Here is a 14,894-nt window from a genome sequence, read left to right on the forward strand (position 1 = left end):
GTGCATCGGCTGCTTCAACGCCAACTGGCCAGGGCGTCGCGTGGAAGTCCGGACGGGAATCCGGACCTTGCCCTCCTGCTCCAGCTGGTGAGCGAGAGCTACGAGGAACAGGACCGCGAGCGGCGGCTGGGCGACCGCTCGACCCGGCTGATGGAAGAGGAGCTGCGCGCCGCCAACCACGCCGCGCGGCAACAGGCCGAGGCCCATCTTCAGGCGATTCTGGATACGGTCGGCGAAGGCATCGTCATCACCGACCGTTCCGGCCGGATCATCAGCGTCAACCAGGCCCTGCTGCTGATCTTCGGCCATGCCAGGGACGAACTGGTCGGCCGTTCCATCGACGTCCTGCTGCCGGCCGAGACGCCGTCCGAACACCACGGCATGGAACGCATCTTCGCCCTGAGCCGCGAAAGCATGGCCCGGCGCAAGACCGGCGGGGACTTTCCCATCGAATTGGGGGTTGGCGACCTGTCGCCCACCGGCATCCCCCATGTGATCTGCATCATCCGCGATATTTCCAACCGCAAGCGGATCGAGCGCGACATGCGCGAAAGCCAGCTGCGGTTCCGCGACTTCGCCGAATCCTCGTCGGACTGGTTCTGGGAAACCGGCCCCGACCTGCGTTTTACCCGGTTCTCGGGCAGCTTCACCGAATTCACCCACGCCCTGCCCGACCATTACATCGGACGCACCAGGGACGAGATGATCGCCGACGACAGCGCCCCCGAGGCCCGGCGGCAGAACCTTGCCGATCTGGCGGCCCGACGGCCCTTCCGCGACTTCGTCTACCGGACCAAGCCCATGGGGGACGTCCCCGGACGGGTGCTGCGGGTCAACGGCAAGCCGGTCTTTACCGAATCCGGAGAATTCCTCGGCTATCGCGGCACGGCCTCGGACATCACCGAGGAGATCGAGGCCGACCAGCGGCTGAAGATCACCCAGGCCGAGATCGAGCGACTGGCCCAGCGCAACGCCTCGATCCTGGAAAGCGTCGACGACGGCATCCTGGGAATCGACCTCAATGGCCGGGCCTCGTTCGTCAATCGCGCCGCCGCCCGGCTGCTGGGCTACGACCCCGCCGAACTGGTCGGGCAGGAGATTTTGCCGCTGATGGCCCCTGACCTGGACTCGGCCCGCACGCTCTATCGCGTCCTGCTGCGGCTGGAAGACCCGGTCCGGGACGACGGAGCCAGCTTCCGCCGCCGCGACGGCTCGATCCTGCCGGTGGAATACATCGCCTCGCCGGTGATGGAACAGGGGCGCCAGGTCGGCGTGGTGCTGGGCTTCCGCGACATCACCCAGCGCCGGCTGGTCGAGCGCCAACTGCGCGAGGCCAAGGAAGCCGCCGAGGCCGGCAACCGCGCCAAGTCCGAGTTCCTCGCCACCATGAGCCACGAGATCCGCACCCCCATGAATGGGGTGATCGGCATGACCGGCCTGCTGCTGGACACCGACCTGAACGACGAACAGCGCCATTTCGCCGAGACCATCCGCGATTCCGGCGAATCGCTGCTGACGGTGATCAACGACATCCTCGACTTCTCCAAGATGGAGGCCGGCAAGCTCGACCTCGACTACACCGAATTCGAGCTGGTGCCGCTGGTGGAAAGCGTGGTCGACATCCTGGCGCCCCGCGCCCACGCCAAGGGCATCGAGATCGCCAGCCTGATCGATCCCCGCCTGCGCATGCTGGTGCGCAGCGATCCCGGCCGCCTGCGTCAGGTTCTGATGAATCTCGGCGGCAACGCGGTGAAGTTCACCGAAACCGGCGGAGTGTCCATCGAGGTCGGCATCGTCGGAGAAGCATCCTCCCCCGTCATGGCGCGGTTCGAGGTCCGCGACACCGGTATCGGCATCGCCACGGAAGCCCAGGAACGCCTGTTCGCCATGTTCTCGCAGGTGGACGCCTCCACCGCCCGGCGCTATGGCGGAACCGGGCTGGGGCTGGCCATCAGCAAGCGCCTGGCCGAACTGATGGGCGGTTCCGTCGGCGTCGAAAGCGAGCCCGGCCGGGGCAGCCGCTTCTGGATCGACCTGCCCGTCGAGGTGCTGGGACCGCAAAGCGCCGCCCCGCCCGACCTGTCCGGCCGCCGCGTCCTGGTGGTCGACGACAATCCGGTCAATCTCGACGTGATGGAACGCCAGTTGCGCTCGTTCGGGGTGACGGTGGCGTCCTGCTCCGACGCCGGCCACGGCATGACCGAGCTGACCACCGCCGCCGCCCGCGGCCATCCCTGGGAAGTGGCCATGATCGACGCCCAGATGCCCATGGTCAGCGGTCCCGACATGGTGCGGATGATCCGCGCCATGCCCATGCTGAGCCGGACCAGGGTCATCGTCACCTCGTCCCAGGGGATGATCGAGAAAGGCGAGCACTGCGCCATCGACGCCTTCCTGCACAAGCCGCTGCGCCAGGGCACCATCCTCGACACCATCGCCCGCCTGCTTGGCGTCACCGCCCATCCCGCCAACGTCCGGGAGGACGCAGCCCGTGAATCCGACAGTGAACAGGGATGCCGACGCCTGCGCATCCTGGTCGCCGAGGACAATCCGGTCAACCAGCAGGTGGCGCTGGGATTGCTGCGCCGCCTGGGGCATTCGGTCGACGTGGTGGGCGATGGCGCCGAGGCGGTCGAGGCCGTCCGCCTGCTGCCCTACGACCTGGTGCTGATGGACGTTCAGATGCCGGAAATGGATGGGCTGGAAGCCACCCGCGTCATTCGCGCCCTGCCCCTCCAGGCCGCCCATGTCCCCATTGTCGCCATGACCGCCAACGCCATGCGCGGCGACGACCAGATCTGTCTCGACGCCGGCATGAACGGCTATATCAGCAAGCCGGTCGACCGCCGCAAGCTGACCGAGGTTCTGGCCCGCTATTCCAATCTGGAACCGCCGCGGCCACGGCCGCCGACGGCCGTTCATGCCGCCCCGGCCATCGATTTCGCCGTCCTCGACCAGCTCCGGGACGATCTGGAGGCCGACACGGTGACCGCCATCCTGGTCAAGTTCCTGGCGGACGCCACCGGCCGGGCCGTCGAGGCCGCCGCCGCGCTGGAGCGTCGGGATTTCGAGCGCATCCGCCGCGAGGCCCATACCATCAAGGGGGCGGCGGCCAGCCTGGGGCTGTCCTCGGTCCGTGACGCATGCCTGACGCTGGAGAGCGCCGCCCGCTCCGGCCATGACGTCGAGACGGCCCTGGCCGTCCTGGACAGGGAAGTCGGCGCCCTGCCCGCCCGGCTGGGCGGTTCCCCCTATGCCCTGCCGGAGAGCACACCATGAAGGACACCAGCAAGGCGATGCTTCGCCGTCTCAACCTGCCCGGCTTCGCCACCCGCTATTTCGTCGGCCAGGGACTCGACATCAACGGCGCCGCCGACCCCATCGGCCAGTACGCCGAGCTTTTTCCCGCCATCAAGGGGATGCGCCTGTGGGACGTGGCTGATGGCGATGCCCAGTACCTGACCGGCCTTGCCGATTCCACCTTTGATTTTGTCCATGCCAGCCACGCCCTCCAGCGCATGGCCGACCCGCGCGAGGCGTTGCGCCACTGGTTCCGCGTGCTGAAACCCGGCGGCCATCTGGTGCTGCTGGTCCCCGACGAGGACATGTACGAACAGGGCTTCCGGCCGTCCCGCTACAACCAGGACAACCGCTGGACCTTTACCCTGTTCAAGACCAGATCCTGGAGTCCGGGATCGCTCAATCTGGTGGAACTGGTCCAGATCCTGGGCGCCCAGGCCGATATCCGCCGCATGGAGGCGATCGACCAGGGCTATCGGCACGGCCTGCCGCGCTTCGACCAGACCCTGACGCCGGTGGCGGAATGCGCCATCGAGGTGGTGATCCGCAAGCGTCCCCAGGCCAAGGCGGTGGCCGGCGGACGCCTGAACGCCGACGGCCCGCTGACCCCGGCCGACGTGTTTATCCTGACCGGATTGCGGGTGGAAGCCCCCAAGAGATAGACCAGGGACGCGGACCGGAAACAGATCGGGCACACACCCTATTGCCCCGTCACGACGGATAAGGCCATATTCTTCGGGGAACGTTTGGGGAGCGGATAATGGCGGCGAAATCCCGTACCGAAATCATCGACGACATCGAAGACTGCATCGGCCGCAACGGCGGCAATTTCGCCGAATGGTATGTCGGCTTCACCGCCAGCCCGAAGCTGAAGCTGTTCAACCATCACAAGCTGAAGGAAAAGGGCGATGCCTGGATCTCGCGTCTGGCCAAGGATGAGTTCGAGGCCCACGAGGTGGCCGAGTTCTTCCGCACCACCCGCAAGACCAAGGGGCCCGGCAGCCAGCCCGGCGACAACGACCTTTACGTCTACGCCTACAAGATGAAGCCGCACACCAAGCCCTGACGCTTTCGCATCGCCATCGCCGAACCCCGACGGCCCCGCCGCCGGTCAGGCGCGGGCCCCGCCGATACCGGCCGCAGTGGAGTTTTCATGTACCCGATGGACGACGGACTTGTCGTTTGGATCACCGGCCTGTCCGGCGCGGGCAAGAGCACCGTCGGACACATGGTGTGGGAAAGCCTGCGGCAACGGGGCGTCCCCGCCATCTATCTCGACGGCGACGTAATGCGCGAGATGCTGGGGGCGGTTCACGCCCACTCGCAGGAGGAGCGCCGGGCGCTCGCCCACACCTATGGCCGCATGTGCCACGCCCTGGCCGCCCAGGGCATGACCGTGGTTTGCAGCACCATCTCGATGTTCCACGCCGTCAGGGACTGGAACCGGGCCAACAACCGGCGCTATCTGGAAATCTATCTCCGCGTTCCGGTGGAGGAACTGGTCCGCCGCGATCCCAAGGGGCTCTATGCCCGCAACGACGGACGGATGATCGGCCTCGACGCCCCGTTCGAGGCCCCGCTGACCCCGGATCTCGTCATCGACAACGGCGGCGACGTCACCGCCGAGGAATCCAGCGGCCGCATCCTGGCCCTGATCCAGGCCTCCGCGTCCTCCTGAGTTGGCGCGGCGCCGGGGAAACCGGGAAAATTCGCATCGGCGGCGGCGACAACGTCCTTGCCTCCGCCGTCAATTTGGCTATAGTACCGCCTAGACACATTCTTGCGTACCCGCTCGGCGGGGTTGTGAGGGTGGGCCTTCGGCCCACTTTTTTTTGTTTTAGGGACCAGAAGGTCGCAAGGCGACAGGGTTATGGAACTTCAAAGCCGTTTGGAGGCCCTGATAGCGCCGTCCCTCGACGCGATGGGCTACGAGTTGGTGCGGGTGCAGTTGCAGGGACAGCAACGGCTCACGCTTCAGATCATGGCCGACCGCAAGGACGGCGTGATGATGGCGGTGGAGGATTGCGCCGACATCAGCCGCGCGCTTTCGGCCCTGCTCGATGTCGAGGACCCCATCTCGGGGGCCTACTCGCTTGAGGTCAGTTCCCCCGGCATCGACCGGCCGCTGACCCGGGCCAAGGACTTCGAGCGGTGGGCCGGCTTCGAGACCAAGCTGGAGGCCATCCAGCCGATCGAGGGGCGCAAGCGGTTCAGGGGCAAGCTGCTGGGTCTGGACGAGACGGGCAATAACGTCCGCCTCGCCATCGAGACCGCCGCCGGTGGCGAAGCCGCCGGAGAGGTTTCCATACCACTGCCGAACGTCAGGGCCGCCAAGCTGGTGCTGACCGACGAGCTGATCGCCGCGACCATGACGGACCAGGAAGACTGAGGACGAACACGTACGATGACCATGGAACGTATCGCCGCACTGCCCCGCCCCGAACTCCTCCAGGTGGCCGACGCCGTCGCCCGCGACAAGGGCATCGACCGCGACGAGGTCCTTGAAGCCATGGAGCAGGCCATCCAGAAGGCCGGACGCTCCAAATATGGTCACGAGCACGACATCCGCGCCCACATCGACCGCAAGACCGGCGAAATTCAGCTGGCCCGCTACATCGAGGTGGTGGAAGAGGTCGAGAACGAGGCGACCCAGTTCACCTTGAAGCAGGCGCTGCGCAAGAAGCCCGACGCCCAGGTGGGCGACTTCATCATCGATCCGCTGCCCCCCATCGATTTCGGCCGCATCGCCGCCCAGACCGCCAAGCAGGTCATCGTCCAGAAGGTCAGGGACGCCGAGCGCCAGCGCCAGTTCAACGAATACAAGGACCGCATCGGCGAGATCAGCAACGGCTTGGTGAAAAGGGTCGAATTCGGCAACGTCATCATCGATCTCGGCCGCGCCGAGGGATTGCTGCGCCGCGACGAGCTGATCCCGCGCGAGACCTTCCGCACCGGCGACCGCGTCCGCGCCTACATCTACGACGTCCGCGCCGAGCCGCGCGGGCCGCAGATTTTCCTGTCGCGCACCCATCCGGTCTTCATGGCCAAGCTGTTCGCCCAGGAAGTGCCGGAAATCTATGACGGCATCATCGAGATCAAGGCGGTAGCCCGCGATCCCGGCTCCCGCGCCAAGATCGCCGTGCTCAGCCACGATTCCTCCATCGACCCGGTCGGCGCCTGCGTCGGCATGCGCGGCTCGCGCGTTCAGGCGGTGGTGGCCGAGTTGCAGGGCGAAAAGATCGACATCATCCAGTGGTCGCCCGACATCGCCACCTTCGTGGTGAACGGCTTGGCTCCCGCCGAGGTCACCAAGGTGGTGATGGACGAGGAAGCCGGCCGCATCGAGGTGGTGGTTCCCGACGACCAGTTGTCGCTCGCCATCGGCCGACGCGGCCAGAACGTGCGTCTGGCCAGCCAGCTGACCCAGTGGAACATCGACATCCTGACCGAGGCCGAGGAATCCGAGCGCCGCACCGAGGAATTCCGTTCGCGCTCCAACATGTTCATCACCGCGCTGGACGTGGACGACGTCATCGCCCACCTGCTGGTGACCGAAGGCTTCTCGTCCGTCGAGGAAGTGGCCTACGTGCCGCTGGAAGACATCGCCGAGATCGAGGGCTTCGACGAGACCGTCGCCGATGAGCTTCAGGGCCGCGCCCGCTCCTTCCTGGCTGAACAGGACGAACGCTACGACCAGATGCGCAAGGACATGGGCGTCGCCGACGAGATGGCCGCCATCGAGGGGCTGACCCCCGCCATGCTGGTCAAGCTGGGCGACAAGGGCGTCAAGACCCTGGATGATCTGGGCGATCTAGCCAGCGACGAATTGGTCGACATCGTCGGGCGCGACGCCCTGACCGAGGACGAGGCCAACGCGGTGATCATGGCCGCCCGCGCCCACTGGTTCGAAGGCGAGGGCTGAGGATTAGGGCGGGCTCATGGGCTTGAACCCGCAGGCGCCAAACAGTGGCGATGGCGATGAGGCCGGCGTTCCCGATATCGGGGACGAAGGCGAGGACAGCGGTCCCGAGCGGCGATGCGTCGTCACCGGGGCGCATCGGCCCAAGGCCGAACTGCTGCGCTTCGCCGTGTCGCCGGAGGGGGAGGTGGTTCCCGACCTGGGACAAGGCCTCCCTGGACGGGGAATCTGGTTGAGCCCCCGCCGGGATGTGGTAAATACGGCCGTGGCGAAGAAGCTGTTCGCCAGGGCGGCTCGCCGTCAGGTGAGCGTGTCGGGCGATCTCGCCGACCGGGTCGAAGCGCTGCTGGTTCGTCGCTGTCTCGACGATATCGGTCTGGCGCGCCGGGCCGGTCAGGCCGTGATGGGATTCGAGAAGGTATGCGCCGAGGTCAGAGCCGGCCGCGCCGCTCTCCTGATCGCCGCCCGCGACGCTGCCCGCGACGGACGCGACAAGGTGCGGGGCCTCGCCCCCGCGTTGCCGGTGATCGAAGTGCTGGACGGCACCGAACTCGGTACCGTCTTCGGGCGCGATCAGGCCGTGCATGCCTGTGTTTCGCCGGGCAAGCTGGCCCGGCGGCTGATAGAGATTTCCGGCCTTCTGGCCGGCTTCCGCCAGGGCGGCTCCGATCGCCCGGCGTGAACTTTGGAGCGTTTTTTTTCAGCGGCATTCCGGCCGCAGATATGGCTGCGTGAGAGACGAAGTTCTACATGAGCGATGATTCCAAGGACCAAGAGCGTAAGGCCCCGCTGAAGCTGTCCCAGCCGGGCAAGCTGGAGCTGAAAAAGACCGTCGAGACGGGTCAGGTTCGGCAGAGCTTCTCCCATGGCCGGTCGAAGGTCGTGACCGTCGAGGTCCGCAAGAAGCGGACCTTCACCAGCGCCGGCGGCGCCATGCACGAGGTCAAGGACGGCGCCCATTCGGCCGCCGAGGCCGACCTCGCCGCCGCGGTCGCCAAGGTCGAGGCCGCCGCCCGCGCGGTCAGCGCCCACGACCTGACCAATCACGAGAAGAATGCCCGCGCCCGGGCGTTGCAGGAGGCGCAGCGCCAGGAAGAGGAGGCTCGCCGCCGCGCCGAGGAGCAAGCCGCCCGCCACGCGCTGGAGGAAGCCCAGCGCCGCGCCGAGGAAGAAATTCGCCAGCGCGCCGAGGACGAGGCCCGCCAGCACGCCGAATCCCAGCCGGTCGCCGAGGACGAGGCCGCGCCGGTCGAAGCCGCGCCGCAGCCGGCGGCCCCCGTGGCCGTCGCCGCGCCGGCCGCGGCCGCGCCGGCAGCAGCCGCGCCGGCTGCCGCCACCGCCACGACCACCACCGCTGTCGAGGCCGCGTCGGCTCCCCGCCCCCGCACCGACGAGGAAGAGGAAGAGGAAGAGCGGGCAAAGAAGCGCGCCGCCGCCCATAAGCCGGCGCCGGTCAAGCGGACCGAGCCACGCCGCCGCACCGGCAAGCTGACCATCACCGACGCGCTCACCGACGACGACCGTTCCGAGCGCGGTCGCTCGCTGGCCGCCGTCAAGCGCGCCCGCGAACGCGAACGCCTCAAGCACATGCAGAAGGGTGCCGAGAAGGTCATCCGCGAGGTCATCATTCCCGAGACCATCACGGTCCAGGAACTGGCCAACCGCATGGCGGTGCGCGGCGCCGACGTGATCAAGAGCCTGATGCGCATGGGCGTCATGGCCAACATCAACCAGAACATCGACGCCGATACCGCCGAGTTGGTGGTGGCCGAATTCGGCCACAACACCAAGCGCGTGTCGGAAGCCGACGTGCTGGTGGGCCTGGGCGGCGAGGCCGACGCCGACGAGCATCTGACGCCGCGCCCCCCGGTGGTCACCATCATGGGCCACGTCGATCACGGCAAGACCTCTCTGCTGGACGCCCTGCGCGAGACCGACGTGGTCTCGGGCGAGGCCGGCGGCATCACCCAGCACATCGGCGCCTATCAGGTGACCATGAGCACCGGCGGCAAGATCACCTTCATCGACACTCCCGGCCACGAGGCGTTCACCGCCATGCGCGCCCGCGGCGCCAAGGTGACTGACATCGTGGTGCTGGTGGTGGCCGCCGACGACGGCATCATGCCGCAGACGGTGGAGGCCATCCGCCACGCCCGCGCGGCGCAGGTGCCGATCATCGTCGCCATCAACAAGATCGACAAGCACGAGGCCAATCCCGACAAGGTCCGCCAGGAGCTGTTGCAGCACGAACTGGTGACCGAGGACCTGGGCGGCGACGTGCTCGCCATCGAGGTGTCGGCCAAGAAGAAGCTGAACCTGGAAAAGCTGGAGGAGGCCATCCTGCTCCAGGCCGAAATCCTCGACCTCAAGGCCAATCCCGATCGCGCCGCCCAGGGCGTGGTGATCGAGGCCAAGATGGAAAAGGGTCGCGGCTCGGTCGCCACCGTGCTGGTCCAGAAGGGCACCCTCAAGGTGGGCGACATCTTCGTCGCCGGCGCCGAGTGGGGCCGTGTCCGCGCCCTGGTGGACGACCACGGCAACGCCATCAAGGAAGCCGGCCCGTCCAGCCCGGTCGAGGTTCTGGGCCTTCAGGGCACCCCCGCCGCCGGCGACGACTTCACCGCCGTCGAGGACGAGGGACGCGCCCGCGAGATCGCCAGCTACCGCCAGCGCCTGGACCGCGAGGCCAAGGCGAAGGCCGGCCAGCGCAGCACGCTGGAACAGATGTTCACCGACATCAAGTCGGGAGTGGCCAAGGAACTGCCCATCGTCGTCAAGGGCGACGTCCAGGGCTCCATCGAGGCCATCGTCGGCACCGTCGAGAAGATCGGCAACGACAACGTCAAGGTCCGCGTCCTGCACGCGGCGGTGGGCGGCGTCAACGAATCCGACGTCACCCTGGCCCGCGCCACCGGCGGCCTGATCATCGGCTTCAACGTCCGCGCCAATCCCCAGGCCCGCGACATGGCCCGGCGCGACGGCGTCGACATCCGCTACTACTCGATCATCTACGACGTCACCGACGACCTGAAGAAGATGCTGTCGGGCATGTTGGCCCCCACCCTGCGCGAGCGGTTCCTGGGCTATGCCAACATCCGCGAGGTGTTCAACATCACCAAGGTCGGCAAGGTCGCCGGCTGCATCATCACCGAAGGCACCGTCAAGCGCGGCTCGAAGGTTCGCCTGCTGCGCGACGACGTGGTCATCCACACTGGCGATCTGGCCCAGTTGAAGCGCTTCAAGGAAGACGTCAAGGATGTGCGCGAGGGCTACGAGTGCGGCATGTCCTTCACCAATTACGAAGACATCCGCGTCGGCGACGTCATCGAGTGCTTCGAGATCGAAGAGGTGGCGGGCGTCCTGTAAGGGGCGTACCGTCATACTCTTCACTCAGGCCCGGAGGAAGCCATGCCCAGAGGGAACAAGCCTCCGTCCCAGCGTCAGCTGCGGGTCGGCGAGGAACTGCGGCACGCCATCGCCAATATCATCGAACGGGGTGAATTCCGCGACCCCGGTCTTCAGGACCGCGCCATCACCGTGACCGAGGTGCGGGTCAGCCCCGACTTGCATAACGCCACCGTGTTCGTGGTGCCGCTGGGCGGCGGCGACCCCACCCCCATCCTGGCCGGGCTGAAACGAGCCAAGGCCTTCCTGCGCCACGAAATCAGCCGGTCGGTGCAACTGCGCGCCGTGCCCGACCTGTGGTTCCAGGCCGACACCACCTTCGACGAAGCGTCGCGCATCGACGACATCCTGCGCAGCCCGGTGGTCCGCCGCGACCTTGGCCTGGACGACGCCCCACCGGCGGCGCCCGACAACGACGACGACGGATAACAGTGGCCCGCAAGCGCAAGGGCACGCCCATCCATGGCTGGCTGGCCATCGACAAGCCGCTGGGTCTGAGTTCGGCCCAGGTGGTGGGCAAGGTGCGATGGCTGCTGAAGGCGGCCAAGGTCGGCCACGGCGGCACCCTGGACCCGCTGGCCACCGGCGTTCTGCCCATCGCCTTGGGCGAAGCCACCAAGACCGTTTCCCATGTGATGGACGGGACCAAGACCTATCGCTTCCAGGTCCGCTGGGGTCTGGCTACCGCCACCCTCGACCGCGAGGGCGACGTGGTCGGGACCAGCCCCGCCCGCCCCACCCGCGCCGCCATCGAGGCGGCCCTGCCCGCCTTCATCGGCGAGATCGAACAGATTCCTCCCGCCTATTCCGCCATCAAGGTGGATGGCGAGCGCGCCTACGACCTGGCCCGCGCCGGCGGAACGGTGGACCTGCCCCCCCGCCCCGTCCGCATCGATTCGCTGACCCTGCTGGACATGCCCGACGCCGATCATGCCGATTTCGAGGTGGTTTGCGGCAAGGGAACCTATATCCGCTCGCTGGCCCGCGACCTCGCCGCCGCCCTGGGAACGCTCGGCCACGTCTCGGTCCTGCGGCGCACCGCCTGCGGCCCATTCCACGAGGCCGACGCGATTTCCCTTGAAACTCTCGCGGAGCTGGGGCAAGGTCCCGGCCCTCGGACCTATCTGCTGCCCGTCGAGACCGCGCTGGACGACATCCCGGCCCTGGCCCTGACGGCGGCGGAGGCCCGGCGCCTCCATTGCGGCAATCCCGTTCCCCTCAGGCACGTGACGACCCGCGACCCCGAGGCCGCGCTTGGCGAAGGCACCTTGTGCCGGGCCATGGACGGCGGACGGATGGTGGCGCTGGCGCGCATCGAGGGCGGAGAAATCCGCGCGGTGCGCGTGTTGAATCTCATGAATGATGAAGGAGTAGACGATGTCGATCACCCCTGAACGCACCCAGGAGCTGGTGAAGGAATACTCGACCAAGGAAAACGATACCGGTTCGCCGGAAGTCCAGGTCGCGATTCTGTCGGAGCGCATCCGCAACCTGACCGAGCACCTGAAGGAGCACAAGAAGGATTTCCACTCGCGCCGCGGCCTGCTGATCATGGTCGGCCAGCGTCGTCGCATGCTCGACTACATGAAGGGCAAGGATCAGAAGCGCTACGAGGGGCTTATTGCTCGTCTCGGCCTCCGCAAGTAAGCGGGCTTCTGACTCTAGAGACTACGGCCGGACGTCGGCCTGGACGGTGCCCGCGTGGGGATGGCTTCACGCGGGTTGCCGCATTTGGATTTCATGACGTCGGGACCGTCCGCAATCCGGCGGTGGTCCTAAGAAAAAGGAACGGACTGTAATGTCGATGTTCAACGTATACCGCAAGGAAATCACCTGGGGCGGACGCAAGCTGGTCCTGGAGACCGGCAAGGTCGCCCGTCAGGCCGACGGCGCCGTGATGGCGACCTACGGCGACACCACCGTGCTGTGCACCGTGGTCGGCGTGAAGAGCCAGCGTCCGGGAATCGATTTCTTCCCGCTGACCGTGAACTACCAGGAAAAGGCGTTCGCCGCCGGCAAGATTCCGGGCGGCTTCTTCAAGCGCGAGGGCCGGCCCAGCGAGAAGGAGACCCTGGTCTCCCGCCTGATCGACCGCCCCATCCGCCCGCTGTTCGCCGATGGCTTCCGCAACGAGGTGCAGGTGGTCTGCACCGTCCTGGCCCATGACCTGGAGAACGATCCCGACATCGTCGCCCTGGTCGGCACCTCGGCCGCGCTGACCCTGTCTGGCCTGCCCTTCATGGGTCCGGTGGGCGCCGCCCGCGTCGGCTACGCCAACGGTGAATACGTGCTGAACCCGCTGGTCGGCGACATCAAGGACAGCGCCCTCGACCTGGTGGTCGCCGGCACCCAGGAAGGCGTCCTGATGGTCGAATCCGAAGCCCGCGAGCTGTCGGAAGAGATCATGCTGGGCGCGGTGACCTTTGGTCACAAGAACTTCCAGCCGGTCATCCAGGCCATCATCGAACTGGCCGAGCAGTGCGCCAAGGACCCGTGGAACCTGCCCGAGGCCCCGGCCGAGGTCGCCGTGGTGCGCTCGAAGTTCGAGGCCGCCGGCATCCCCGCCGCCATGGCCGACGCCTACAAGATCGTCAAGAAGCAGGACCGCTACGCCGCCGTCGGCGAGATCAAGAAAGGCGCCCTGGCCACCCTGACCGAGGCCGCCGAACTGGCGGTCGCCGGCGGCATCCTGAAGGACCTCGAATCCGAGGTGGTGCGCGGCAACATCCTCAAGACCGGCGTGCGCATCGACGGCCGCGACACCAAGACGGTTCGCCCCATCGTCGCGGAAGTCGGCATCCTGCCGCGCGCCCACGGCTCGGCCCTGTTCACCCGCGGCGAGACCCAGGCCCTGGTGGTCGCCACCCTGGGCACCGGCCAGGACGAACAGATCATCGACCAGCTGGCCGGCGAATACCGCGAGCACTTCATGCTGCACTACAACTTCCCCCCCTACTCGGTGGGTGAAGCCGGCCGCATGGGCTCGCCCGGCCGCCGCGAGATCGGCCACGGCAAGCTGGCCTGGCGCGCCATCCGCCCCTGCCTGCCGGCCAAGGAGGCCTTCCCCTACACGCTCCGCGTCGTGTCCGAGATCACCGAGTCCAACGGCTCGTCGTCCATGGCCACCGTGTGCGGCACCTCGCTGGCCCTGATGGATTCCGGCGTTCCCATGCCCAAGCCGGTGGCGGGCATCGCCATGGGCCTGATCAAGGAAGGCAAGGACTTCGCCGTGCTGTCCGACATCCTGGGTGACGAGGATCACCTGGGCGACATGGACTTCAAGGTGGCCGGCACCGTCGATGGCGTCACCGCCCTTCAGATGGATATCAAGATCACCTCGATCACCGAGGAGATCATGAAGATCGCCCTGGGCCAGGCCAAGGACGGCCGCATCCACATCCTGGGCGAGATGAACAAGGGCCTCGACCACGCCCGCGATTCGGTGTCGGGCAACGCGCCCCGCATCACCACCATCTCGATCCCCAAGGAAAAGATCCGCGAAGTGATCGGCACCGGCGGCAAGGTCATCCGCGAGATCTGCGAGCAGACCGGCGCCAAGATCGACATCGACGACGACGGCACCATCAAGGTGGCCTCGGTCGACGCCGATGCCGCCCAGCGCGCCATCGACTGGATCAGGGGCATCGTCGCCGAACCGGAACTGGGAGTGGTCTACACCGGCAAGGTCGTGAAGGTGGTCGATTTCGGCGCTTTCGTGAACTTCCTCGGTTCCCGCGACGGTCTCGTCCACATCTCGGAACTCTCGCGCGAGCGGGTGGCCAAGGTGGCCGACATCCTGAAGCAGGGCGACGTGGTCAAGGTCAAGGTGCTGGGCTTCGACGACCGCGGCAAGGTCAAGCTGTCCATGAAGCAGGTGGACCAAGCCACAGGCGAGGATATCTCGGCCCAGATCGAGGCCGAGAAAACCGAACGCAAGAAGGAGCGTCACCACGAGGATTGATCCCGTGGCGACCGGATAGGGACAGGGCGCGGCACCGCAAGGGCCGCGCCCTTTTCATTTCACCCCACCGCCCCGGGCCGAATGGATCACGTCCCGGCAAGGGGGCCGATAACGATCAAGGCCCTGGCGGTTAACGGCGCATCCTCGCCGTGTTCGAGGACGGCAAGGCGCTGGAATTGACGCAACGCCACCTGTCGCAGAGAGCGGATTTCGGGGCGGCATTCTTCCCGTTCTTCTTCTTCCAAACGCTACCGGCGTTCATGCAGGATTTCCGGGGCGGGTGGCGGAAGATCGGGGATACGCAGGTAC

General features: G+C 66.9%; 12 protein-coding genes. All 12 read left to right on the top strand.

Translation table 11 applies throughout. From position 1 onward, the window contains the following. On the top strand, nt 1-3,279 hold the full coding sequence (locus MTBSS4_RS07010; protein ID WP_254432426.1) for a PAS domain S-box protein: 3,279 nt from the start codon (nt 1-3) through the stop codon (nt 3,277-3,279). After that, nucleotides 3,276-3,962: a class I SAM-dependent methyltransferase gene (locus MTBSS4_RS07015; protein ID WP_173982688.1), complete on the top strand. Its 687-nt coding sequence runs from the start codon at nt 3,276-3,278 to the stop codon at nt 3,960-3,962. Before MTBSS4_RS07010 ends, MTBSS4_RS07015 begins: the two co-directional genes overlap by 4 nt. Nucleotides 3,963-4,060: 98 nt before the next feature. Beyond that, on the top strand, nt 4,061-4,366 hold the full coding sequence (locus MTBSS4_RS07020) for a hypothetical protein (protein ID WP_173982689.1): 306 nt from the start codon (nt 4,061-4,063) through the stop codon (nt 4,364-4,366). A 96-nt stretch (nt 4,367-4,462) separates the two neighbouring features. Then, nucleotides 4,463-4,978 carry an adenylyl-sulfate kinase gene (locus MTBSS4_RS07025; RefSeq protein WP_173982690.1) on the top strand — a complete coding sequence of 172 codons (516 nt, stop codon included), beginning with the start codon at nt 4,463-4,465 and terminating at the stop codon, nt 4,976-4,978. A gap of 192 nt (nt 4,979-5,170) precedes the next feature. Further along, on the top strand, nt 5,171-5,689 hold the full coding sequence (gene rimP, locus MTBSS4_RS07030; RefSeq protein WP_173982691.1) for a ribosome maturation factor RimP: 519 nt from the start codon (nt 5,171-5,173) through the stop codon (nt 5,687-5,689). Nucleotides 5,690-5,710: 21 nt separating this feature from the next. Further along, nucleotides 5,711-7,222 (top strand): transcription termination factor NusA, encoded by a 1,512-nt coding sequence (gene nusA, locus MTBSS4_RS07035; protein ID WP_173982702.1) that lies wholly within the window; start codon nt 5,711-5,713, stop codon nt 7,220-7,222. 16 nt (nt 7,223-7,238) lie between these two features. After that, nucleotides 7,239-7,901 carry an RNA-binding protein gene (locus MTBSS4_RS07040; RefSeq protein WP_173982692.1) on the top strand — a complete coding sequence of 221 codons (663 nt, stop codon included), beginning with the start codon at nt 7,239-7,241 and terminating at the stop codon, nt 7,899-7,901. Nucleotides 7,902-7,969: 68 nt separating this feature from the next. Continuing rightward, a complete protein-coding gene (gene infB / locus MTBSS4_RS07045) occupies nt 7,970-10,585 on the top strand; it encodes a translation initiation factor IF-2 (RefSeq protein ID WP_173982693.1) in 2,616 nt (871 codons plus the stop codon). A 42-nt stretch (nt 10,586-10,627) separates the two neighbouring features. After that, on the top strand, nt 10,628-11,053 hold the full coding sequence (rbfA, locus tag MTBSS4_RS07050; protein ID WP_173982694.1) for a 30S ribosome-binding factor RbfA: 426 nt from the start codon (nt 10,628-10,630) through the stop codon (nt 11,051-11,053). Between the two features lie 2 nt (nt 11,054-11,055). Then, nucleotides 11,056-12,018, top strand: coding sequence for a tRNA pseudouridine(55) synthase TruB (truB, locus tag MTBSS4_RS07055; RefSeq protein ID WP_173982695.1), 963 nt, complete (start codon nt 11,056-11,058; stop codon nt 12,016-12,018). Further along, the gene (gene rpsO, locus MTBSS4_RS07060) at nt 12,002-12,271 is read left to right on the top strand and encodes a 30S ribosomal protein S15 (RefSeq protein WP_173982696.1); all 270 of its coding nucleotides are present in this window, start codon (nt 12,002-12,004) and stop codon (nt 12,269-12,271) included. Before truB ends, rpsO begins: the two co-directional genes overlap by 17 nt. Nucleotides 12,272-12,422: 151 nt before the next feature. After that, nucleotides 12,423-14,585 carry a polyribonucleotide nucleotidyltransferase gene (gene pnp, locus MTBSS4_RS07065; protein ID WP_173982697.1) on the top strand — a complete coding sequence of 721 codons (2,163 nt, stop codon included), beginning with the start codon at nt 12,423-12,425 and terminating at the stop codon, nt 14,583-14,585. Nucleotides 14,586-14,894 lie beyond the last annotated feature (309 nt).

It is taken from the genome of Magnetospirillum sp. SS-4 (assembly GCF_902729425.1).
Taxonomy (GTDB): domain Bacteria; phylum Pseudomonadota; class Alphaproteobacteria; order Rhodospirillales; family Magnetospirillaceae; genus Phaeospirillum.

Coding starts and splice junctions, on each gene's coding strand:
- MTBSS4_RS07040 (WP_173982692.1), top strand. CDS start 7,239: ATGGGCTTGAACCCGCAGGCGCCAAACAGTGGCGATGGCGATGAGGCC.
- MTBSS4_RS07025 (WP_173982690.1), top strand. CDS start 4,463: ATGGACGACGGACTTGTCGTTTGGATCACCGGCCTGTCCGGCGCGGGC.
- rimP (WP_173982691.1), top strand. CDS start 5,171: ATGGAACTTCAAAGCCGTTTGGAGGCCCTGATAGCGCCGTCCCTCGAC.
- rpsO (WP_173982696.1), top strand. CDS start 12,002: ATGTCGATCACCCCTGAACGCACCCAGGAGCTGGTGAAGGAATACTCG.
- rbfA (WP_173982694.1), top strand. CDS start 10,628: ATGCCCAGAGGGAACAAGCCTCCGTCCCAGCGTCAGCTGCGGGTCGGC.
- nusA (WP_173982702.1), top strand. CDS start 5,711: ATGGAACGTATCGCCGCACTGCCCCGCCCCGAACTCCTCCAGGTGGCC.
- MTBSS4_RS07015 (WP_173982688.1), top strand. CDS start 3,276: ATGAAGGACACCAGCAAGGCGATGCTTCGCCGTCTCAACCTGCCCGGC.
- pnp (WP_173982697.1), top strand. CDS start 12,423: ATGTCGATGTTCAACGTATACCGCAAGGAAATCACCTGGGGCGGACGC.
- MTBSS4_RS07020 (WP_173982689.1), top strand. CDS start 4,061: ATGGCGGCGAAATCCCGTACCGAAATCATCGACGACATCGAAGACTGC.
- infB (WP_173982693.1), top strand. CDS start 7,970: ATGAGCGATGATTCCAAGGACCAAGAGCGTAAGGCCCCGCTGAAGCTG.